This window comes from Delftia sp. PX-1 (assembly GCF_055797465.1).
On the sequence record NZ_CP184763.1, the window covers coordinates 2,684,237 to 2,703,013 of the forward strand.

An 18,777-nucleotide genomic window follows, 5' to 3' on the forward strand; every position below is an offset into this window, starting at 1 on the left:
GTCAGCCCCCCATGCCGGCCAGCGTCCGCTCGGTCCACATGTCCATGGCCTTGCGCATCAGCTCGTATTGACCGATGCAGTGATTCAGCTCCCTGATTCCCTGATCCCCATCGTTGGCGATGCCGGCAAGATTTGCCGCTGCCTCTGGGTCAAGTTGGGCATACGCGGTTTCAGGCCCAGCGGCTCCACCCTGGGCGGGGCCGCGTGGCGCAGGTCCACCGCAGGCGGGCACTGCAGGGACGATGGGGACGCGCACGCGGACAGTGCCAGCACGCACGCCAGCGACATGGGTTTGATGAGCTGCATTGGCGTTTCCTTGGGTGGTTTCGAGTTTGGCTTTCTGGTCGGCGATCTGCTTGCGCAAGTCGCGCTCTGTGTCGTCGCGCTCGGCGCGCAGCTTGTCCACAGCCTCGTCGGCCTTGCGCTGCTGGGCCTGCAGGGCGGTCTGCTGGGCCTTGGCGGCGCTGCGGCCTTCGTAGAGCACGCCCGCGTAGAACGTGGCCAGGACCAGAGCCAGGACCAGCACGCCGGTCAGCAGGAATTGCGAGCCGAGCAGGCCGCGCTGGTGGTTGTGTGGTGTCACGTCAGGGCCTCCATGCAGGCGCTGTGCCGCGCGAGCTGCCGGGTCCAGACGCCGCGGCAAACGCGGTTGCCCGGCGTGCTGCAGTCAAAGCGCCAGCGGCGCGGCCGGCCCGCGCTGTCCCATTGGTAGGCGGTCCAGCCTGCGGCCTCCTGCCGCGTGCTGGTCATGTAGCGATAGGCCAGGTAGGCCTGGCAGGCGCCCGCATAGTCGCCGGCCCGGGTGCGCGCCAGCATGCTTGAGCCGCGCCAGGCGCCGCAGCCGTACTGCCCGGCAAAGTCCACGGCCTGGGCGAATTCAGCGGCATGCATCGGCGTGTCGCCCAGCGAGTCGCGCACGCAGGTGCCGTATTGCGCTTCCAGCAGGTTGGTGGCCAGCTGCCGGGCACGTTCGCGCGTGATGGGCGGATCTTCCATGGTCACGCGCTTGCCGTCCTCGTAGTGGGTGGCGCCGTGGCCGATGGTGGGCACGTCTCCCTGCACCGGCACGATGGGCGCCGAGCTGAAACCCTCGGCCGCAATCCAGGCGGTGACGATGGCCGCACCGATGCCCAGCAGCTTTGCAGGGATGCGCTGGCCGCTCATGCCTGCACCTTGCAGGCTGCGGCCTGGTCCAGCGCTTCGCGCGCCTGCTTGGCGCGGCGGTCTTCGCGCTCATTGCTCCAGCGCCACACGAGGTAGGCCGCCTGCAGCAGCACGTAGATGATGGTGAGCGCGGTAGCGGTGTGGGTCATGGTCCAGCCGTTGGCAACGTTGGCGGCCACGACGGTGACGGGCGGGGCGGCCTTGGCACCCTCCATGGCAACGGCTTTCACGATGGTTTCGCGGTCCATATCAGTCCCACAGTTGAATCATTGGGCGGGCCGGCGCGGGCGCGGCCACCAGTTGGACGGGCTCCCCTGCGCCCAGGCCTGCGGCACGCTTGGCCAGGCCCGGTTGGGCGTTGAGCGTGGCTTCCACGGCGCCGGCCGTGCGGCCCAGGTGGCGGTGGCACAGGGCGTCCAGCGTGTCGTGCTCATGGGCGCGCACGGTGGTGGTGGGGCTGCTGGTGGTGGCCATGGCTACAGCAGTTCCACGGTGCAGCGGGCACGGCCCACCAGGTCGGCAATGGCCCAGCGCTGGTTTTTGCGGTGGTAATCCACCTTGGCCGCCAGGGCCTCGCGCACGGCTTCCTCGCCGCCGCCGCCCACCTTGGTGGCCGCGCTTTCGCGGTAGGCCTCCTGCAGATCCGCCTGCAGGCATTCGTGCACGGCGCGGCGGTAGTGCAGGAGCTTGGCGCTTTCGCCGCCTACCTGGGGCGCGGGCACGTCAGCCAGCTGCGCATAGCCCCAGCGGGCGCGCTGCTCGGCCGCCCACTCTGCCAGCTCGGCATTGACGCTGAGCATGGCGGCCTTGAGGGCGGGCAGCAGGCGCGCGGTGGTCACGGTGCCGTCCAGGCGGCAGGCATCGCGCACCTGGGTGGGCGCCAGTTCGGGAAACCAGCCGTCATTGCTTACGGTGGGCTCTGCGGTGGATGCGGGCGGGTTGGCGTTGGCAATGAAGGACATGGCAGGCAGTGGCGGGTGGTGTAGGTGGGCGGTGGTCCGTGGCGTTGGCCGTGCGTGGCATGGCCAGATGGCCGTGGCAACGGAGCCGCCCGGCGCGGGGGGTGCGCTCAGGTGGGAGCGTCGGACTGCTGCAGCTCGGTCAAGCGGCGCTCCAATCGCTCCACGTCTTTTTTCACGCCCACCTTGTCAAACAAGGTGACGGCGCGTGTCAGGTGCTGCAGCGCGATTTGCACGGGCTGCAGCTCCAGCTGTTTGGGGTCCACCTCGGTTGTGGTGGTCTTGCCCATGGCGGCCCAGCCGATGGCCTTGTGCAGCTTGGCGCGCACCTGGTCATGGATGTCCAGGCCGGTGGTGAGCTGGTCCACCTTGGCCAGCGTGACCAGGGCGTCATGGCCGGCCAGCTTGCCGGCAATGGCGGCCTCGGCGGTTTCTTCCATGACCACGGCCGGCAGGTCGCGGTTGTACTGGTCGGGCATCTTGAGCTGGTGACGCAGCGCGTAGTCGGCCAGCTCCAGGACGCGGGGCCAGTTGCCCACGTCGATCTGCCACACGAGCACTTCCACCAGCACGGGGTCTTGCGCGCCTGCATCGGCCTGCAGCACGCCGTCAATGTAGGCGTCGAAGTCGGGCAGAAACTTGACCTTGGCCGCGATCTTGTTGTCCACGGCCTTGATGTTTTTCAGCGTGGCCTTGTGGGCGTACAGAGTGGCCAGCATCAGCTGGTGTTCGCTGCCTTGCATGGGGCCGTGTGGGTCGATGGAGGCAGATGCGGCGGCCTCTTGTTCCGCCAGCACACGCATGCGGTGCAGGCGCGCGGGAGTCATTGGCATGGTGTGTTCCAGGTGGTGGCTTGCAACATGGGCCGCGCCGCTGAGCTGCTGCGCGGCCCTGGCCCTCGGCTTGGGGGCCGGGCTATTCGATGAGTTCGATGTTTTCGACGAAGGCGCAGGCGCCGAAATCCTCGATCACATAGTCATCGTTGGAGCTGTTGAAAAAGTCCACCTGATCCATGGCCGGGTGGTCGATGATGGCTTTGCGGCGCGCATCGCGTTGCCAATAGATGGACAGATTTTTCAGCGGCGTGAGGAGCACGCCGCCGTCGATGAAGAAAGGCACGGTCACGGCCTGGCTGCCGCCCAGGCGCAACTGGCTCACAACCATGTCGGCCGCCAGGCGCTCGGTGGGCAAGTCGTTGTTGTTCACGATGGGGAACAACTTGTCATGCATCAGGTCATCGCTGGTGATGGCGCGCAGGTCCGGATTTTTTCGGTGCCACGGGTCTATCAGCGAGTGCTTGGCATCCATGACCAGGGCGTCAAGGTTCTTGTAGTCGCCGTTCTGCCCCACAGTGACCTTGCCCGCCACCTTGCCCGAAGACATGACGCGCTCAGGTGCCTCTTCGCGCAGGCGCTGCAGCCATCCCTTGGTCAAGTCCTGCAGCAGAGGGTTGGCGGTCAGGTCTGTGGTTGGCTCTGCCTTCACGCCGTTCCAGCCCACCATGATGCGGTCCAGCGCATTGCGTTCAGCAATCAGGTTGCTGATACGCACCTGAAAATCGGGGAAGTGCGCCCAGGCATCGAGCATGGCGTACTTGATGTGGGTATCGGAATTGATTTGCCGGCAGAGATAGCCCTTCTGATCCTTGCCGGTCGGGTCCTTGGTCTTTCGGGGGCCATCCACAGCCGTGTTGGTCCGGCTTGCAACGGGCCGGGTCAGGCTCAGGCCCACTTTGGCGCCCATCTGCGGGACCACGGGAAGGACGCTGATGCCGCTCAGGAACGAACTGGATTCCTGCATGCGGGTTTCCAGCTTCTGCTGGACAGTCGGCGAGACGTTGAAATGCCGTGTGACGTTGGACACGCCCGACAGTCGGGCTTGTTGTTGCGTGTAGGCATCGAAGAGCGCTGCGGTTTCGTTACGCATTGTGGATTTCCTCGGTGTTTCGGTGGTTGTCTGTTTGGCCAGGCGCGGCTATCAGTACTCGGCCATTGCCTGGCCGTTGCCGCCTGCGGCGGGCGGGCGTTGCTGGCCGGGCTGCTCTTCCTGACTGAGCTTTTTCACCAGGTCGGTGTGCTGGGTTTGGAGCTGGGCGAATTGGCTGGCCATTTCGTCCTGTTTTTGCGCCATGGTCTGGAGCACCTTATTGGCTTCGCTGAGCGCTTCGACCAGGGGCGCCTGATCGGCCGTCGCGCTGTGCGCCTGCACCGTCTCTGGCTTTTTCTCCGGCTGCGGCAGGAGTCGCTTCAGCGCCTCGGTGAAGGCGCCAACCACGGTTTGCACTGCACCGGATTCGCTGCCAGTAGGCGGGTTCATCTCTTCAAACACCAGCTCCGCAGGCTCCGCCACCGAGAACATCAGCGCCTGGTCCACCTTGCGGCTGGCAAATGGGCTTTTAGCCAGATCGCCGGCCGAGAACTTCAGCACTTCGGTGCCGAGCGAGGCGGGGCTATCGGTGACGGCCAGGCCGAAGAAATAGGCGCCGCCCGTCTTGGGAAAGCTGGGATGAATTTCGATGGAACTGAAAATCTTCTGCCCCTTCTTGTTCATCTCGATGAGCCCCTGCAGCGGCTCGATCTGTGCGAACAGCTGCAGCTTCTTGTCGGCGTTTTCTTCGGCCTTCAGGGCCAGCACATCGCCCAGTGCATCGAACGGGCCGCCTGGCACGGTGCCCCGGTAGTGCTCCAGCCAGATCCGCGCGCCATAGGTTTTTTCGCGGTCGTAGCTGGCGGCCATCTGCTGGATTTCGGCGCGCGTGATTTCGCGGCCGTCGGTGGTGGCGCCTTCGGTGGCCACGCGGAACCATTTGGACTTGGTGGGCATGTGCTGCAGTTCGGTGGATGGTGTGGATCGGCCCCTTTTGGGGATGCCTCTATGCTCCCGCCGCACCGCGTAGGCGTCCAACTGAATGGCCGGTGCGAGGCGATCACAGCGGGCAAAGGTGATGCGCGCGCGCGAGGGCATGCAGACACTCGATGGCATGACTTCTGCCGTGCGCCGAAATAGGCCTGCCAACCCCTTCCCCATCCAACCCGATGCCACGCCGCCCGACCAGGTGCAGCTGCTGCATGACCTCACTGCAGACGGTGAGGCGGGGCAGCGGCGACAGGCACGGGCGCTGTACTGGATGGGGTGGCGCATCACCCACATCGCCGAGCACCTGGGCATTGCGCGTACCACGCTGCATGACTGGAAAAAGGCCGATGGATGGGATGCGGCCAAGCCCGTGGAGCGTGTGGAGGGCTCGCTGGAGATGCGCATGTGCACGCTCATCCACAAGGAGGGCAAGGGCAACGGCGATTACAAGGAAATGGATGCGCTGGGGCGTGCCCTGGAGCGCTTGGCGCGCGTGCACAAGTACGAGCGCACGGGCCGCGAATCGGATCTGAATCCGACCATTGAAAAACGCAATGCCGGGCCGAAGAAACAGCCCGAGCGCAATCACTTCACGTCCGAAGACGTGGACAAGATCACGCAGGCATTTCTGGATTCACTTTTCAACTATCAAAAGACATGGTGGGAGCAGATCCAGCAGCGCACGCGCGCCATCCTCAAATCGCGCCAGATCGGCGCAACGTGGTATTTCGCCCGGGAGGCCTTGATTGATGCACTGCAGACGGGCCGCAATCAGATTTTTCTTTCGGCCAGCCGTGCGCAGGCCCATGTTTTTCGGCAGTACATCATCGCGTTTGCCAAAGAGCATTGCGATATCGATTTGAAGGGCGATCCCATCGTCCTGAGCAATGGCGCCACGCTGTATTTCTTGGGCACGAGCGCTCGCACCGCGCAGTCGTACCACGGCAATCTCTATTTCGATGAATTCTTTTGGGTCAACAACTTCACGGAGCTGTGGAAGGTGGCCAGCGGCATGGCCATCCACAAGCATTGGCGCAAAACGCTGTTTTCCACGCCCAGCAGCCTGCAGCACCAGGCTTATGCCCTGTGGAGCGCCGAACGCATCAACAAGAAGCGCGCCAAGAAGGACCGCATAGAGCTGGACCTGAGCCATTCGCACCTGGCTGGCGGCTTCACCGGCGAGGACAAGATATGGCGGCAGATTGTCACGGTGCTGGATGCGCAGCGCGGCGGCTGCAATCTGTTCGACCTTGACGAGCTGCGCTTCGAGTATTCGGACGAAGAATGGGACAACCTTCTTATGTGCGGGTTTGTCGATGACACCTTCGCGGTTTTCCCGCTGTCCACGCTCATGCGCTGCCATGCGGACAGCTGGGATGCATGGAGCGATTTCAAGCCCTTCACGCTTCGGCCGTATGGCAGCAAACCTGTCTGGATTGGCTATGACCCCAGCCACACGGGCGACTCTGCCGGCCTGGTGGTGCTGGCCGCGCCCGATAAGCCCGGGGGCAAGTTCCGTGTGCTGGAGCGCATCCAGTTCAAGGAGCCAGACTTTGAGGACCAAGCCGAAGTCATCCGCAAGATGACCGAGAAATACAACGTGGCCCATATCTGCATCGACACCACGGGTCTGGGCCAGGGCGTCTATCAGATCGTCAAGAAGTTTTTCCCGTCCGCGAAGGCCCTGCAGTACAGCGTGGAAGTCAAAACGCGCCTGGTGATGAAGGCGCAAAGCCTGATGCGCGCAGGCCGCTTTGAATTCGATTCCGGCGACGTGGATCTGCAGCGCAGTTTCATGGCCATCAAGCGCGAATTGACGGGCTCGGGCAAGAGCGTGACCTATGCGGCAGGCCGTGGCGGCGAGACAAGCCACGCTGACCTGGCTTGGGCCTGCATGAATGCGATGGACAACGAGCCACTGGAGGCCGCCGCCGTGGGTGGTGTTTCCAGTGGCGTGACTATGGAGTTTTTTTGATGGACGAAACCCCTTCTCAAACCGCCGCCCTTACAGCTCCTGCTGGAGCCCAGGCCTTCACGTTTGGCGATCCCGAGGCTGTGATGGACCGCCGCGATGTCTTGGACTATGTGGAATGCTGGCTGAATGGCGAATGGTATGAAACCCCCATCAGCTTTGATGGTCTGGCTCGTTCCCTACGCGCTGCCACGCACCATGCAAGCGCCGTTCACTTCAAGGCCCAGGTTCTGGCCAGCACGCTGCGCCCGCACCCGCTTCTGAGCCGGGCAACGCTGCAACGTGCGGCGCTCGACTTTCAGGTTTTTGGCAATGGCTATCTTGAGCGGCCACTCAATCGGCTGGGCGGTTCGCTGCCCTTGCGCAATGCTCTGGCCAAGTACACCAGGCGGCACCGTGACCTGAAACGCTTCGGCTTTCTCAGGACTTGGAAGGATGAGTACACGTTCCCTGCTGGCAGCATTTGCCATCTCATGGAGCCGGATGTGCATCAGGAAATCTACGGCCTGCCGCAGTACCTGGCAGCGCTTCAATCTGCCTGGCTCAACGAGTCAGCCACGCTGTTTCGGCGCAGGTATTACAACAACGGAAGCCATGCCGGTTTCATCCTCTATCTGTCGGACCCCGATGTGCAGCAGGGTGACGTGGATTCTTTGCGCAAGTCTCTGCAGTCGTCAAAAGGCGTTGGCAACTTCCGCAACCTGCTTTTTCACTCGCCAGGTGGCAAAGAGAAAGCCATCCAGCTGCTGCCAATCGGAGAGGCGACAGCGAAGGATGAATTCTTCAACATCAAAAACGTGAGCCGGGACGATCAACTGGCCGCCCATCGCGTCCCGCCTCAACTCATAGGCGTGGTGCCGGCCAATGCTGGCGGGTTCGGCGAAGTGGTCAATGCTGCGCGGGTGTTCGCCCGCAACGAAATCCAGCCGCTGCAGACCAGCTTTTCGCAGGCGATCAATGAATGGATGGGGGAGGTAGTCTGCAGCTTCGACCCATACGAGCTACCCACCGTTGAACCTGTGCACCAAGCGCTTGTATAGACGGGAAACGATGGAACAAAGGGGCCTGCCTGCAGGCCCCTTTTTCATTGGCGCGGTCAGCTGGTGGCGCGGTCCAGCGATCTGAGGGCGGGTTGCAACAGCTGACGTACATGGCAGGCGGGCACGGGGTTGGACTGCGCCGCCTGCAGCAGCGCGTCCAGCGCAATCATGGTTGCGTAGATGTCCCGCATTGCCGCCTGATTGGGTTCTTCCGTCTCTGTGCTATCGCTCACTGTGGCCCCTTGTGTCTCGCTGATGCTGTGTGAATATACAGCGTTCTACTGTTTAAATATACAGTGTATTTGAATCTGTAACATTTCGCTTACGCAACCGCAGGCATCCAGCGCGCTCGACGCATGCGGCCTGCTCCACCCCCTGCCGCTGCCCCGACGCGCTGCCCAGCGGCCCGCCACGCCCCTGCACGCCCCCATCGCAGGGCACCCCCTTTCCCGCCATCCGGCCGAAACAGCCCATCTTGACCGCCAGCGCGCGCCGAGACCCCCGCCTCGCCCCCGCTCTAAATGTGTGGCTTTCGACGGCCCTGCCGGCCGGGCCCAGCGCCAAGCGCGGCGCGGCTTGCGCGGCGATGTGGCCTGTATTTCACATGACGATATTTGACGATCAAATAGGGCTTTTGACGGTTGCCCGGCGGCCTGCGTGGGCGGAGGGCTTGCGATAATCGCAACAACAAGCCCCGAGCCCCGCTGTAATCCCGCATTTGGTGCATAAGCTTTTGATTTTTATTGATTTTCGTCCCGCCCCCCGCGCACCACGCACCAACGCCGCTCAACTGCGGCCAACACTGCTCAAGCCCGCTCCCTGTAGGGACGGCCCGTTTGCAAACGGATTGGGGGATTCCCCGCAAGTGGGTGCGTCCGGAGGTTAAAACCGCCTCGTTTATAATGTCCGGCTTCGCTTACATCACGGGTTGAGCGAACCATGTGCGGTCCCCAGCGGCCAGGCGCATGTGATGTAAGCCCTTGAAATCTGAGGTGCCGCGCGGCCGACTGGCTTTGGCTCGCGTTGCACCGTGACTTTTGCGCAATACGGTGCGGGCTGTACAGCAGCCGGCACGGTCCAATCCCTCATAGGAACAAACATGGCCGTTACTGTTGAAACCCTTGAAAAGCTCGAGCGCAAGATCACGCTGAGCCTGCCCCTGAACTCCATCCAGAGCGAAGTCGAGAACCGCCTCAAGCAAGTGGCGCGCACCGTGAAGATGGACGGCTTCCGTCCCGGCAAGGTGCCGATGAGCGTGGTGGCCCAGCGTTATGGCTATTCGGTGCAGTACGAAGTGCTCAACGACAAGGTCGGCGAGGCTTTTGCACAGGCTGTCAACGAAGCCAAGCTGCGCGTGGCCGGCCAGCCCCGCATCTCCGAAAAGGAAGGCGCTCCCGAGGGCGAGGCCCAGTTCGAAGCCATCTTCGAAGTGATGCCTGAAGTCAAGATCGGTGACCTGACCTCTGCCGAAGTCGAGAAGCTGACGGCCGAAGTGGACGACGCCGCCATCGACAAGACCGTGGACATCCTGCGCAAGCAGCGCCGCACCTTCGCGCAGCGCGCCCAGGCCGATGTGGCCGTGGACGGCGACCGCGTGACCGTGGACTTCGAAGGCAAGATCGACGGCGAGACCTTCTCCGGCGGCAAGGCCGAAGACTTCCAGTTCCTGGTCGGCGAAGGCCAGATGCTCAAGGAATTCGAAGATGCAGTGCGCGGCATGAAGGCCGGCGAGTCCAAGACCTTCCCCCTGGCTTTCCCCGCCGACTACCACGGCAAGGACGTGGCCGGCAAGACTGCCGACTTCCTGGTGACGGTCAAGAAGATCGAAGCCGCCAACCTGCCCGAAGTGGACGAGGCTTTTGCCAAGGCCCTGGGCGTGGCTGAAGGCACGGTCGAAGGCCTGCGCGCCGACATCAAGAAGAATCTGGAGCGTGAAGTCAAGTTCCGCGTCCAGGGCCGCAACAAGCAGGCCGTGATGGACGCGCTGGTGTCCAAGGCCGAGCTGGAACTGCCCAAGGCCTCGGTGCAGGCTGAAGTCGCCCGTCTGCTGGAAGGCGCTCGCGCCGAGCTGCAGCAGCGCGGCATCAAGGACGCCGACAAGGCCGAGATCCCTGAAGACGTGTTCCTGCCCCAAGCCGAGCGCCGCGTGCGCCTGGGCCTGGTGGTGGCCGAGCTGGTGCGCGCCAACGAGCTGCACGCCACGCCCGAGCAGATCAAGGCCCACGTGGAAGAGCTGGCCGCCAGCTACGAAAAGCCCGAAGACGTGGCACGCTGGTACTTCGGCGACCGCCAACGCCTGGCTGAAGTCGAAGCCGTTGTCATCGAAAACAACGTGACCGAGTTCGTGCTGGGCAAGGCCAAGGTCTCCGACAAGGCCGTGTCCTTCGACGAACTGATGGGCCAGGCCTGAGGGTTTGAGCACCGCCTGCCTGCCGCTTCGTGAGATCGGCGGGCGGGTTGGCATCTGCGGGGCTTGTGCTTTGGCGCACAAGCCCCATTTTCTTTCCGGATACGGCTAAAGTAGCCCCCTAGTACTGGAGAAAACATGAGCGCATTGGAAACTCAGGGTTTGGGCATGATCCCAATGGTCATCGAACAGTCCGGCCGCGGAGAGCGGTCGTACGACATCTACTCGCGCCTGCTCAAGGACCGGGTGATCTTCCTGGTGGGTCCTGTCAATGACCAGACGGCCAACCTCGTCGTGGCCCAGCTGCTGTTCCTTGAAAGCGAAAACCCCGACAAGGACATTTCGTTCTACATCAACAGCCCCGGCGGCTCCGTGAGCGCCGGCCTGGCCATCTTCGACACGATGAACTTCATCAAGCCCGATGTGTCCACGCTGTGCACCGGCATTGCAGCCAGCATGGGTGCCTTCCTGCTGGCCGCTGGCACCAAGGGCAAGCGCTTTGCGCTGCCCAATTCCCAGGTCATGATCCACCAGCCGCTGGGCGGCATGCAGGGCCAGGCCACCGAGATCGAGATCCACGCCCGCGAGATCCTCAAGACCCGCGAGCGCCTGAACAAGATCCTGGCCGAGCGCACGGGCCAGCCGCTGGAAAAGATCCAGCACGACACCGAGCGCGACTACTTCCTGTCCGCCGACGAAGCCAAGGACTACGGCCTGGTCGATCAGGTGATCAACAAGCGCTCCTGAAGCCCGGAGGCTGTATGAGAATGGGCGGCGTTTTCCCCCTACGGAAAACGCCGCTTTCCATTTGGTTATCATCCTTTTCCATATTTCTGTAACAAGGCACCGACCCCATGGCCGAGAAAAAAGGCTCCTCCAGCGAAAAAAACCTTTATTGCACCTTCTGCGGCAAGAGCCAGCATGAGGTCAAGAAGCTGATCGCGGGTCCGTCAGTCTTTATCTGCGACGAGTGCATCGATCTCTGCAACGAGATCATCCGCGACGAGCAGCCCAGCACCGAGGCCAAGGACGGCCGAGGCGACCTGCCCACGCCCGCCGAAATCAAGGCCAACCTGGACAACTACGTGATCGGCCAGGACCTGCCCAAGCGCACGCTGGCTGTCGCCGTATACAACCACTACAAGCGCCTGCGTCACAAGGACAAGGCCGGCAAGGACGAGATTGAGCTGGCCAAGAGCAACATCCTGCTCATCGGTCCCACGGGCTCCGGCAAGACGCTGCTGGCGCAGACGCTGGCACGCATGCTCAACGTTCCCTTCGTCATGGCCGATGCCACCACGCTGACCGAGGCCGGCTACGTGGGCGAGGACGTCGAGAACATCATCCAGAAGCTGCTGCAAAGCTGCGAATACGACGTCGAGCGTGCGCAGCGCGGCATCGTCTACATCGACGAGATCGACAAGATCTCGCGCAAGTCCGACAACCCCAGCATCACGCGTGACGTGTCGGGCGAGGGCGTGCAGCAGGCCCTGCTCAAGCTCATCGAAGGCACCATGGCCAGCGTTCCCCCGCAAGGCGGCCGCAAGCATCCGAACCAGGACTTCCTGCAGATCGACACGACCAACATCCTGTTCATCTGCGGTGGCGCGTTCGCGGGCCTGGAGAAGGTCATCGAGAACCGCACCGAGGCGTCGGGCATCGGCTTTGGCGCCACGGTCAAGAGCAAGAAGCAGCGCTCCATCTCGGAAGTGTTCCAGGAGATCGAGCCTGAAGACCTGATCAAGTTCGGCATCATCCCCGAGCTGGTGGGGCGCATGCCCGTGGTCACGGCCCTGGCCGAACTGGGCGAAGACGCCCTGGTGCAGATCCTGACCGAGCCCAAGAACGCCCTGGTCAAGCAGTACAGCAAGCTGCTGGCCATGGAAGGCGTGGAGCTGGAGATCCGGCCCGCCGCGCTCAAGGCCATCGCCCGCAAGGCGCTGGCGCGCAAGACGGGTGCCCGTGGCCTGCGCTCCATCCTGGAGCAATCGCTGATCGGCACCATGTACGAACTGCCCAATGCCGACAATGTCGAGAAGGTGGTGGTGGACGAGTCCACCATCGAAGACGGAAAAGCACCGCTGCTGGTTTACCGCGAGGCGGCCAAGAAAGCCTGATGCGCCGCTGCCTGCAAAGGTCCGGCAGCGCAAGTCCCTGTGGCCCGAAATCCTTTCGGGCTGCGGGGTTGAAATACACCGGTGGGCGGACCATCTTCCGCTGACAAACCGAGGATTCCCATGTCAGGACATACCCCTTTGCCTTCCACCCCCCTAGACCTGGCGCTGCTGCCGCTGCGCGATGTGGTCGTGTTCCCCCACATGGTGATCCCGCTGTTCGTGGGCCGCGCCAAGAGCATCAAGGCGCTGGAGCTGGCCATGGAGGGCGACCGCCGCATCATGCTGGTGGCCCAGAAGACCGCCTCCAAGGACGAGCCCACGGCGGCCGACATGTTCGACGTCGGCTGCGTCTCCACCATCTTGCAGATGCTCAAGCTTCCCGACGGCACGGTCAAGGTGCTGGTCGAAGGCCAGCAGCGCGCGCTGGTCAAGCAGGTCATGGATGAAGAGACCCACTTCGTGGGCTCCGTCGTGCCCGTGGCGCCCGAGGCCGAAACCCACAAGCCCAGCGAGATCGAAGCCCTGCGCCGCGCCGTGACGCAGCAGTTCGACCAGTACGTCAAGCTCAACAAGAAGATCCCGCCCGAGATCCTCACCTCCATCGCCAGCATCGACGATGCCGGCCGCCTGGCCGACACCATCGCCGCGCACCTGCCGCTCAAGCTCGAGAACAAGCAGGCCGTGCTCGACCTGGTGGACATCAAGGAGCGCCTGGAAAACCTGTTCGAGCAGCTGGACCGGGAGGTCGACATCCTCAATGTCGACAAGCGCATCCGTGGTCGCGTCAAGCGCCAGATGGAAAAGAACCAGCGCGACTTCTATTTGAACGAGCAGGTCAAGGCCATCCAGAAGGAGCTGGGCGAGGGCGAGGACGGCGCCGACATCGAAGAGATCGAAAAGAAGATCAAGCTCGCTCGCATGCCTGCCGAGGCGCGCAAGAAGGCCGAGGCCGAGCTCAAGAAGCTCAAGCTCATGTCGCCCATGTCGGCCGAAGCCACCGTGGTGCGCAACTACATCGATGTGCTCACGGGCCTGCCCTGGAGCAAGAAGACCAAGATCAAGCACGACCTGGCCAATGCCGAGGAGGTGCTCAATGCCGACCACTTCGGCCTTGAAAAGGTCAAGGACCGCATCCTTGAATATCTTGCCGTGCAGCAGCGCGTGGACAAGGTCAAGGCGCCCATCCTGTGCCTGGTCGGTCCTCCGGGCGTGGGCAAGACCTCGCTGGGTCAGTCCATCGCCAAGGCCACGGGCCGCAAGTACGTCCGCATGGCGCTGGGCGGCATGCGTGACGAGGCGGAAATCCGCGGCCACCGCCGCACCTACATCGGCGCCATGCCGGGCAAGGTGCTGCAAAGCCTGGACAAGGTCGGCACGCGCAACCCGCTGTTCCTCCTGGACGAAATCGACAAGCTCGGCATGGACTTCCGTGGCGATCCGTCGAGCGCCCTGCTGGAAGTGCTGGACCCCGAGCAGAACCACACCTTCGGCGATCACTACGTCGAAGTGGACTTCGACCTCAGCGACGTGATGTTCGTGGCGACCTCCAACTCCATGAATATCCCGCCCGCGCTGCTGGACCGCATGGAAGTGATCCGCCTGTCGGGTTACACCGAGGACGAAAAGGTCAACATCGCCATCCGCTACCTGCTGCCCAAGCAGATCACCAACAACGGTGTGAAGGAAGGCGAGATGCGGGTGGAGGAATCCGCCATCCGCGACATCGTGCGCTACTACACGCGAGAGGCCGGCGTGCGTTCGCTGGAGCGCGAGCTGTCCAAGATCTGCCGCAAGGTCGTCAAGGGCCTGCAGCTCAAGAAGCTGGAGCCCACCGTCGTCGTCACTGCCGACAACCTGCCTGACTACCTGGGTGTTCGCAAGTACACCTATGGCCGTGCCGAACTGAACAACCAGATCGGCCAGGTCGTGGGTCTTGCCTGGACCGAGGTCGGCGGCGATCTGCTGACCATCGAGGCCGCCATCATGCCCGGCAAGGGCGTGATCTCGCGCACCGGCTCGCTGGGCGACGTGATGAAGGAATCGGTCGAAGCCGCGCGCACCGTGGTGCGCAGCCGCTCGCGCATGCTGGGCATCAAGGACGAGGCCTTCGAGAAGAAGGACATCCACGTGCACGTGCCCGATGGCGCCACCCCCAAGGACGGCCCCAGCGCGGGTGCGGCCATGACGACGGCCTTCGTCTCTGCGCTGACGGGTATCCCGGTGCGTGCCGATGTCGCCATGACTGGTGAAATCACGCTGCGCGGTGAGGTCACCGCCATCGGCGGCCTCAAGGAAAAGCTGCTGGCGGCCCTGCGTGGCGGCATCAAGACGGTGCTGATCCCCGAAGAGAACGTCAAGGATCTCCAGGAGATCCCCGACAACGTCAAGAGCGGCTTGGAAATCATCCCCGTCAAGTGGATCGACCAGGTCCTCAAGGTGGCGCTGGAACGCGTGCCAGAGCCTCTGTCCGACGAGGAGGCCGCCGCCGTGGCCCCGGCGGAAACCAAGGCTGTGGAGCCTGCAGTCAAGCACTGAAGATGAAAAAATGTAGCGTTTTTCCTGAACCCTCCAAGAACTACGCTACAATTCATCCCATCGCAGCAAACGACGTTGTAGAATGTCAGGCTTCGATAGAAATGCGGGAATAGCTCAGTTGGTAGAGCGCAACCTTGCCAAGGTTGAGGTCGACGGTTCGAACCCGTTTTCCCGCTCCAGATTATGAACATGCTTTCGGGGGTGTTCGGTTCTGGTGGCGGTTGGCTGCCAGAATGGATGATTCAAGCGGGAATAGCTCAGTTGGTAGAGCGCAACCTTGCCAAGGTTGAGGTCGACGGTTCGAACCCGTTTTCCCGCTCCAGTTTTGAATGTGCCTTGTGTACGTTCGATTCAGGTGACGGGTAGTTGCTTGAATGTTTGCGGGAATAGCTCAGTTGGTAGAGCGCAACCTTGCCAAGGTTGAGGTCGACGGTTCGAACCCGTTTTCCCGCTCCAGTTTTAGAAACTGCAGCAATGCTGTAGTTGTTTGATAGTGATCTTGGCGCGATAGCAAAGCGGTTATGCCCCGGATTGCAAATCCGGTTAGACCAGTTCGACTCTGGTTCGCGCCTCCAAAAATTCATTGCGAAAACAGTTCAAAAGGCCCTTCGGGGCCTTTTTCTTTTTCTGCGTCAGGATCATTGCTTGTCCTTGCTGTCTGGTTCGAGCCAGCACCGTGCCCGGTCAAGCTCCATCTCTCCCTCTCTCTAAAGTTTCGGCACTCTGCGAGTGGTTCAGGGCTTGTTCTTCTGTGACATGAAGAGAATTCCATTCTGTAATTCATTGCCAGTTCGGTGAATTATTTTGTTTCCAATTGTTCTGCCTGGATCATCGCCACGAGCGTGCTTATTGGAAGTTGATTGGAAAATTGCAAAAAAGTGCAAATGGCTTGCCATTGGCAGTGGATTCAATTGGCCGGTCGTGGATATGATGCGCGCTTCATTCATCGGGAGGGATTATGAAGATCAAGCTATTGACGGCGATTGTTGCCAGCGGCGTGGTGCTGGCGGGTTGTAAAACCATGGAGTCCGCTGATGTGGGCGGGCTGCTGGATTCGGGCTCCACGGCCATGAAGGCCATGACACTCACGGATGACGATGTGGTCACGCTGTCCAACGACTCCTGCGCAGCCATGGATGCGCAGAACAAGGTGGCCGATGCCAAGAGCAAGTACACGGTGCGGCTGAACAAGGTCATTGCCAGCATGCCGCAGGCCGTCAATGGGAAAAAAGCCGTTTACAAGGTCTATATGACGCAGGACGTGAATGCCTGGGCCATGGCCAATGGCTGCATTCGCGTCTACAGCGGCCTGATGGATCTGATGAACGACGATGAATTGCGTGGCGTGATTGGCCATGAGATCGGGCATGTGGCGCTGGGTCATAGCAAGAAGCGCATGCAAACGGCCTATGCGGCATCGGCTGCGCGCTCGATTGCAGCCAATAGCGGCAATTCGGCGCTGGCCTCGCTGTCGCGCTCGCAGGCCGGAGATCTGGGTGAGAAGTTCATCAATGCCCAGTTCTCCCAGTCCCAGGAGTCGGCGGCTGATGACTATTCCTTTGACCTGCTCACGGAAAAGAAGATGAGTCGCCAGGGCCTGGTCACATCGTTCCAGAAGCTGGCCAAGCTCAGCGGTGGCAGTGGCGGCAGCTCCATCCTGAGCTCTCACCCCCCGTCTGAACAGCGCGCCAAGCGCATGCAGGACCGCATCGACGGCAAGTAAGCGACGGCATGGAGCGGGCTGCTGTGCGGGTGGGCATTGATCCGCTTCGACGTGGATTTTTTCCGGACTTGGTCCGGAGTGCCGGAAATCTGCGCTAGAATTAAAGTCTGCTCTGTGAGGCGCACAGCTTGACAGATATGCGGGAATAGCTCAGTTGGTAGAGCGCAACCTTGCCAAGGTTGAGGTCGACGGTTCGAACCCGTTTTCCCGCTCCAATTCAGAAAAAAGGGAAGCGGTAACGCTTCCCTTTTTCGTTGGTGCTGCAGTTCGCAGGCAGGATCAGCTTGCGTTGGCCTGTGACGCTGCGGCGCAGGGCCCCGATGGTGAAATTGGTAGACACTGCGGACTTAAAATCCGCCGCTTCCGAACAGGGGCGTGCCGGTTCGATCCCGGCTCGGGGCACCATGAGCTATGTGCAGCAACGTTCTGATGCTGCAATCTTTGTAGCAATTTTGCGTTGAGGCGAATGCTGCGGTTGCGCAATGTTTCGCGGTGCTGCGCAGTGCATGTTGCTGGCTTCGTGCTCTTGCAGCACCGCATTGTGGCCATGCGCCGCCAAGTCCTTGCCGGCTGCATTACGTGCGAGAATCCCTTCATCAGGCCCCGGGCTGCTTGCCTGGATGGCGCGGCTCGGGCAGACAGTGATGGCGATGCCTGCATGCGTTCCGTTGACATTGATCGTGGCACATGGTGCGGCGTGACAGGTGTGGCCAAACTCATCCCAGACGAGAACATGTCGAATTACAACGCTCCATTTGAAATCCACGTGCACGGCCAGGTGCTGCTGCGCCCCGACACGACCTACGAGCAGTTGCAGGAAGCGCTGGGCCCGCTGTGGAAGTATGCGGGTGCCCGCTCCCTGGCCGATGGCGCTGGCAGCGTCTACGAAGAAGAGCCTGGCATCCAGTTCGATACCAAGGAGCGCCTGCTCCAGGTGTGCTGGACGGTGCGCGGCGATGAGGACTTCCGCCAGTCGCTGGACGACATGTGCATGGGCATCAACGAGCTGGCCGAGCAGGGCGCTGCCATCGAGGTGACCTTCTACGACACCGAGTTCGACGAGGAAGAGGAGTCCGAAGAGGCCGAGTCGCGCGACGACTTCGTCATGCTCTTCGTGGGCCCGACGCCCGCGGCCATCATGCAAGTGCAGCGCGACCTGCTGGTGCAGGACGTGGTCAACCTGATGGAGCGCCATTTCGACGGCTCCGAGCTGGGTGGCGTGGTGCAGGAGATCGACAAGCTGTTCTCCCAGCGCTTCGACGCCCTGGTCAGCTCGCTGGAGATCGGCAAGCCGCCGCGCGGCATGGGCGGATCGGGTTCGGGCCACGGCGGCAACCGCCGGCCCCGCCACCTGCATTGAGCGCAAGGCGCTGCCCCGCGCAGCGTACAGCCATGGCGGCACAGGCCAGCACGCCCAAGTATTCCGGAGCAGTCACCGAGACCGTGCGCCGCCAGCGCGAGCAGCGGCGCGAGGTGGCTGGCGGTGCACTGCCGCTTCCCTACCTGTCCGCCTACCCGGCCGCGCTGCAGTCACAGGTGCGTGGCTGGCTGGCCGATGACAAGGCCGAGGCCTGGCTGCTGCGCAAGCATCCCGAGGCCCATGCCGTGCGCACGGACAAGAGCCTCTATGACTACGTGGATGCCCTCAAGGGCCGGCACCTGCGCAACGCCGGCACGCTGAACAAGGTGGCCTACGACGGCCGCATCCATGTGGTCCACAACGCCCTGGGGCTGCACACGCGCCGCACCGTGGTGCAGGGAAGCCGCCTCAATGCCCGGCATGAGATCCGCATCGGCGCACTGTTCAAGCAAGCGCCCGAGGCTTTTTTGCGCATGATCGTCGTCCACGAGCTGGCCCATCTGCGCGAGCCCGACCACGACAAGGCCTTCTACCAGCTGTGCACCCACATGGAGCCCGACTACCACCAGCTGGAGTTCGAGCTGCGGCTGTACCTGAGCTGGATGGACCACTCGGGCCGGCGCCTGTGGCAGGCGCAGCCGTGA

At 62.5% G+C, this 18,777-nt stretch carries 18 protein-coding genes and 6 tRNA genes; 15 read left to right on the top strand and 9 right to left on the bottom strand.

Features of this window, described 5'->3' with window-relative positions; all coding sequences use genetic code 11:
* Position 1: 1 nt before the first annotated feature.
* From ACN20X_RS12410 to ACN20X_RS12445, 8 genes are all read right to left on the bottom strand, one after another.
* On the bottom strand, positions 2-583 hold the full coding sequence (locus ACN20X_RS12410) for a hypothetical protein (protein WP_016454112.1): 582 nt from the start codon (positions 581-583) through the stop codon (positions 2-4).
* On the bottom strand, positions 580-1,164 hold the full coding sequence (locus ACN20X_RS12415) for a glycoside hydrolase family protein (RefSeq protein ID WP_016454113.1): 585 nt from the start codon (positions 1,162-1,164) through the stop codon (positions 580-582). The genes ACN20X_RS12410 and ACN20X_RS12415 overlap by 4 nt, the downstream gene beginning before the upstream one ends.
* The gene (locus ACN20X_RS12420; RefSeq protein ID WP_016454114.1) at positions 1,161-1,412 is read right to left on the bottom strand and encodes a hypothetical protein; all 252 of its coding nucleotides are present in this window, start codon (positions 1,410-1,412) and stop codon (positions 1,161-1,163) included. Before ACN20X_RS12420 ends, ACN20X_RS12415 begins: the two co-directional genes overlap by 4 nt.
* A gap of 1 nt (position 1,413) precedes the next feature.
* Positions 1,414-1,638 (bottom strand): tail protein X, encoded by a 225-nt coding sequence (locus tag ACN20X_RS12425; protein ID WP_016454115.1) that lies wholly within the window; start codon positions 1,636-1,638, stop codon positions 1,414-1,416.
* Positions 1,639-1,640: 2 nt separating this feature from the next.
* On the bottom strand, positions 1,641-2,126 hold the full coding sequence (locus tag ACN20X_RS12430; protein WP_016454116.1) for a head completion/stabilization protein: 486 nt from the start codon (positions 2,124-2,126) through the stop codon (positions 1,641-1,643).
* Positions 2,127-2,233: 107 nt separating this feature from the next.
* Complete coding sequence (gene gpM, locus ACN20X_RS12435) at positions 2,234-2,956, bottom strand: phage terminase small subunit (RefSeq protein WP_473210655.1); 723 nt, start codon at positions 2,954-2,956, stop codon at positions 2,234-2,236.
* Between the two features lie 82 nt (positions 2,957-3,038).
* Positions 3,039-4,049 (bottom strand): phage major capsid protein, P2 family, encoded by a 1,011-nt coding sequence (locus ACN20X_RS12440; RefSeq protein WP_333907515.1) that lies wholly within the window; start codon positions 4,047-4,049, stop codon positions 3,039-3,041.
* A gap of 51 nt (positions 4,050-4,100) precedes the next feature.
* Positions 4,101-5,087: a GPO family capsid scaffolding protein gene (locus tag ACN20X_RS12445; RefSeq protein ID WP_333907516.1), complete on the bottom strand. Its 987-nt coding sequence runs from the start codon at positions 5,085-5,087 to the stop codon at positions 4,101-4,103.
* A 16-nt stretch (positions 5,088-5,103) separates the two neighbouring features.
* On the opposite strand from ACN20X_RS12445, the gene ACN20X_RS12450 reads away from it, so the two are divergent.
* Positions 5,104-6,954 carry a terminase large subunit domain-containing protein gene (locus ACN20X_RS12450; protein ID WP_473210656.1) on the top strand — a complete coding sequence of 617 codons (1,851 nt, stop codon included), beginning with the start codon at positions 5,104-5,106 and terminating at the stop codon, positions 6,952-6,954.
* On the top strand, positions 6,954-7,991 hold the full coding sequence (locus ACN20X_RS12455) for a phage portal protein (RefSeq protein WP_333907518.1): 1,038 nt from the start codon (positions 6,954-6,956) through the stop codon (positions 7,989-7,991). Before ACN20X_RS12450 ends, ACN20X_RS12455 begins: the two co-directional genes overlap by 1 nt.
* A gap of 56 nt (positions 7,992-8,047) precedes the next feature.
* Here ACN20X_RS12455 and ACN20X_RS12460 read toward each other — a convergent pair whose 3' ends face one another.
* Complete coding sequence (locus ACN20X_RS12460; protein ID WP_333907519.1) at positions 8,048-8,182, bottom strand: hypothetical protein; 135 nt, start codon at positions 8,180-8,182, stop codon at positions 8,048-8,050.
* Between the two features lie 908 nt (positions 8,183-9,090).
* Between ACN20X_RS12460 and tig the strand changes: the two genes are divergently transcribed.
* From tig to ACN20X_RS12525, 13 genes are all read left to right on the top strand, one after another.
* The gene (gene tig / locus ACN20X_RS12465; protein ID WP_016445087.1) at positions 9,091-10,401 is read left to right on the top strand and encodes a trigger factor; all 1,311 of its coding nucleotides are present in this window, start codon (positions 9,091-9,093) and stop codon (positions 10,399-10,401) included.
* Positions 10,402-10,536: 135 nt separating this feature from the next.
* Positions 10,537-11,145, top strand: a complete 609-nt coding sequence (gene clpP, locus ACN20X_RS12470) for an ATP-dependent Clp endopeptidase proteolytic subunit ClpP (RefSeq protein ID WP_016445088.1) — start codon at positions 10,537-10,539, stop codon at positions 11,143-11,145.
* Between the two features lie 107 nt (positions 11,146-11,252).
* Positions 11,253-12,515, top strand: coding sequence for an ATP-dependent Clp protease ATP-binding subunit ClpX (clpX, locus tag ACN20X_RS12475; protein ID WP_012204530.1), 1,263 nt, complete (start codon positions 11,253-11,255; stop codon positions 12,513-12,515).
* Between the two features lie 120 nt (positions 12,516-12,635).
* Positions 12,636-15,050, top strand: a complete 2,415-nt coding sequence (gene lon, locus ACN20X_RS12480; RefSeq protein WP_016445089.1) for an endopeptidase La — start codon at positions 12,636-12,638, stop codon at positions 15,048-15,050.
* A gap of 103 nt (positions 15,051-15,153) precedes the next feature.
* Positions 15,154-15,229, top strand: a tRNA-Gly gene (locus ACN20X_RS12485).
* Between the two features lie 67 nt (positions 15,230-15,296).
* Positions 15,297-15,372 (top strand) — tRNA-Gly (locus tag ACN20X_RS12490).
* Between the two features lie 58 nt (positions 15,373-15,430).
* Positions 15,431-15,506: transfer RNA gene (locus ACN20X_RS12495), tRNA-Gly, on the top strand.
* A gap of 45 nt (positions 15,507-15,551) precedes the next feature.
* Positions 15,552-15,625, top strand: a tRNA-Cys gene (locus ACN20X_RS12500).
* A 383-nt stretch (positions 15,626-16,008) separates the two neighbouring features.
* Entirely contained in the window at positions 16,009-16,773 is a 765-nt protein-coding gene (loiP, locus tag ACN20X_RS12505) for a metalloprotease LoiP (protein WP_016445158.1), read from the top strand.
* A 139-nt stretch (positions 16,774-16,912) separates the two neighbouring features.
* A tRNA-Gly gene (locus ACN20X_RS12510) sits at positions 16,913-16,988 on the top strand.
* Positions 16,989-17,087: 99 nt separating this feature from the next.
* A tRNA-Leu gene (locus ACN20X_RS12515) sits at positions 17,088-17,178 on the top strand.
* 328 nt (positions 17,179-17,506) lie between these two features.
* Positions 17,507-18,133 carry a DUF6806 family protein gene (locus tag ACN20X_RS12520; RefSeq protein ID WP_013803265.1) on the top strand — a complete coding sequence of 209 codons (627 nt, stop codon included), beginning with the start codon at positions 17,507-17,509 and terminating at the stop codon, positions 18,131-18,133.
* Positions 18,134-18,165: 32 nt separating this feature from the next.
* A complete protein-coding gene (locus ACN20X_RS12525; RefSeq protein ID WP_017407253.1) occupies positions 18,166-18,777 on the top strand; it encodes a M48 metallopeptidase family protein in 612 nt (203 codons plus the stop codon).

What these genes read in the sequence shown, in the direction of transcription:
- ACN20X_RS12415 (WP_016454113.1), bottom strand. Translation starts at nt 1,164, where the DNA reads ATGAGCGGCCAGCGCATCCCTGCAAAGCTGCTGGGCATCGGTGCGGCC.
- ACN20X_RS12420 (WP_016454114.1), bottom strand. Translation starts at nt 1,412, where the DNA reads ATGGACCGCGAAACCATCGTGAAAGCCGTTGCCATGGAGGGTGCCAAG.
- ACN20X_RS12425 (WP_016454115.1), bottom strand. Translation starts at nt 1,638, where the DNA reads ATGGCCACCACCAGCAGCCCCACCACCACCGTGCGCGCCCATGAGCAC.
- ACN20X_RS12430 (WP_016454116.1), bottom strand. Translation starts at nt 2,126, where the DNA reads ATGTCCTTCATTGCCAACGCCAACCCGCCCGCATCCACCGCAGAGCCC.
- gpM (WP_473210655.1), bottom strand. Translation starts at nt 2,956, where the DNA reads ATGCCAATGACTCCCGCGCGCCTGCACCGCATGCGTGTGCTGGCGGAA.
- ACN20X_RS12440 (WP_333907515.1), bottom strand. Translation starts at nt 4,049, where the DNA reads ATGCGTAACGAAACCGCAGCGCTCTTCGATGCCTACACGCAACAACAA.
- ACN20X_RS12445 (WP_333907516.1), bottom strand. Translation starts at nt 5,087, where the DNA reads ATGCCCTCGCGCGCGCGCATCACCTTTGCCCGCTGTGATCGCCTCGCA.
- ACN20X_RS12450 (WP_473210656.1), top strand. Translation starts at nt 5,104, where the DNA reads ATGACTTCTGCCGTGCGCCGAAATAGGCCTGCCAACCCCTTCCCCATC.
- ACN20X_RS12455 (WP_333907518.1), top strand. Translation starts at nt 6,954, where the DNA reads ATGGACGAAACCCCTTCTCAAACCGCCGCCCTTACAGCTCCTGCTGGA.
- ACN20X_RS12460 (WP_333907519.1), bottom strand. Translation starts at nt 8,182, where the DNA reads ATGCGGGACATCTACGCAACCATGATTGCGCTGGACGCGCTGCTGCAG.
- tig (WP_016445087.1), top strand. Translation starts at nt 9,091, where the DNA reads ATGGCCGTTACTGTTGAAACCCTTGAAAAGCTCGAGCGCAAGATCACG.
- clpP (WP_016445088.1), top strand. Translation starts at nt 10,537, where the DNA reads ATGAGCGCATTGGAAACTCAGGGTTTGGGCATGATCCCAATGGTCATC.
- clpX (WP_012204530.1), top strand. Translation starts at nt 11,253, where the DNA reads ATGGCCGAGAAAAAAGGCTCCTCCAGCGAAAAAAACCTTTATTGCACC.
- lon (WP_016445089.1), top strand. Translation starts at nt 12,636, where the DNA reads ATGTCAGGACATACCCCTTTGCCTTCCACCCCCCTAGACCTGGCGCTG.
- loiP (WP_016445158.1), top strand. Translation starts at nt 16,009, where the DNA reads ATGAAGATCAAGCTATTGACGGCGATTGTTGCCAGCGGCGTGGTGCTG.
- ACN20X_RS12520 (WP_013803265.1), top strand. Translation starts at nt 17,507, where the DNA reads ATGTCGAATTACAACGCTCCATTTGAAATCCACGTGCACGGCCAGGTG.
- ACN20X_RS12525 (WP_017407253.1), top strand. Translation starts at nt 18,166, where the DNA reads ATGGCGGCACAGGCCAGCACGCCCAAGTATTCCGGAGCAGTCACCGAG.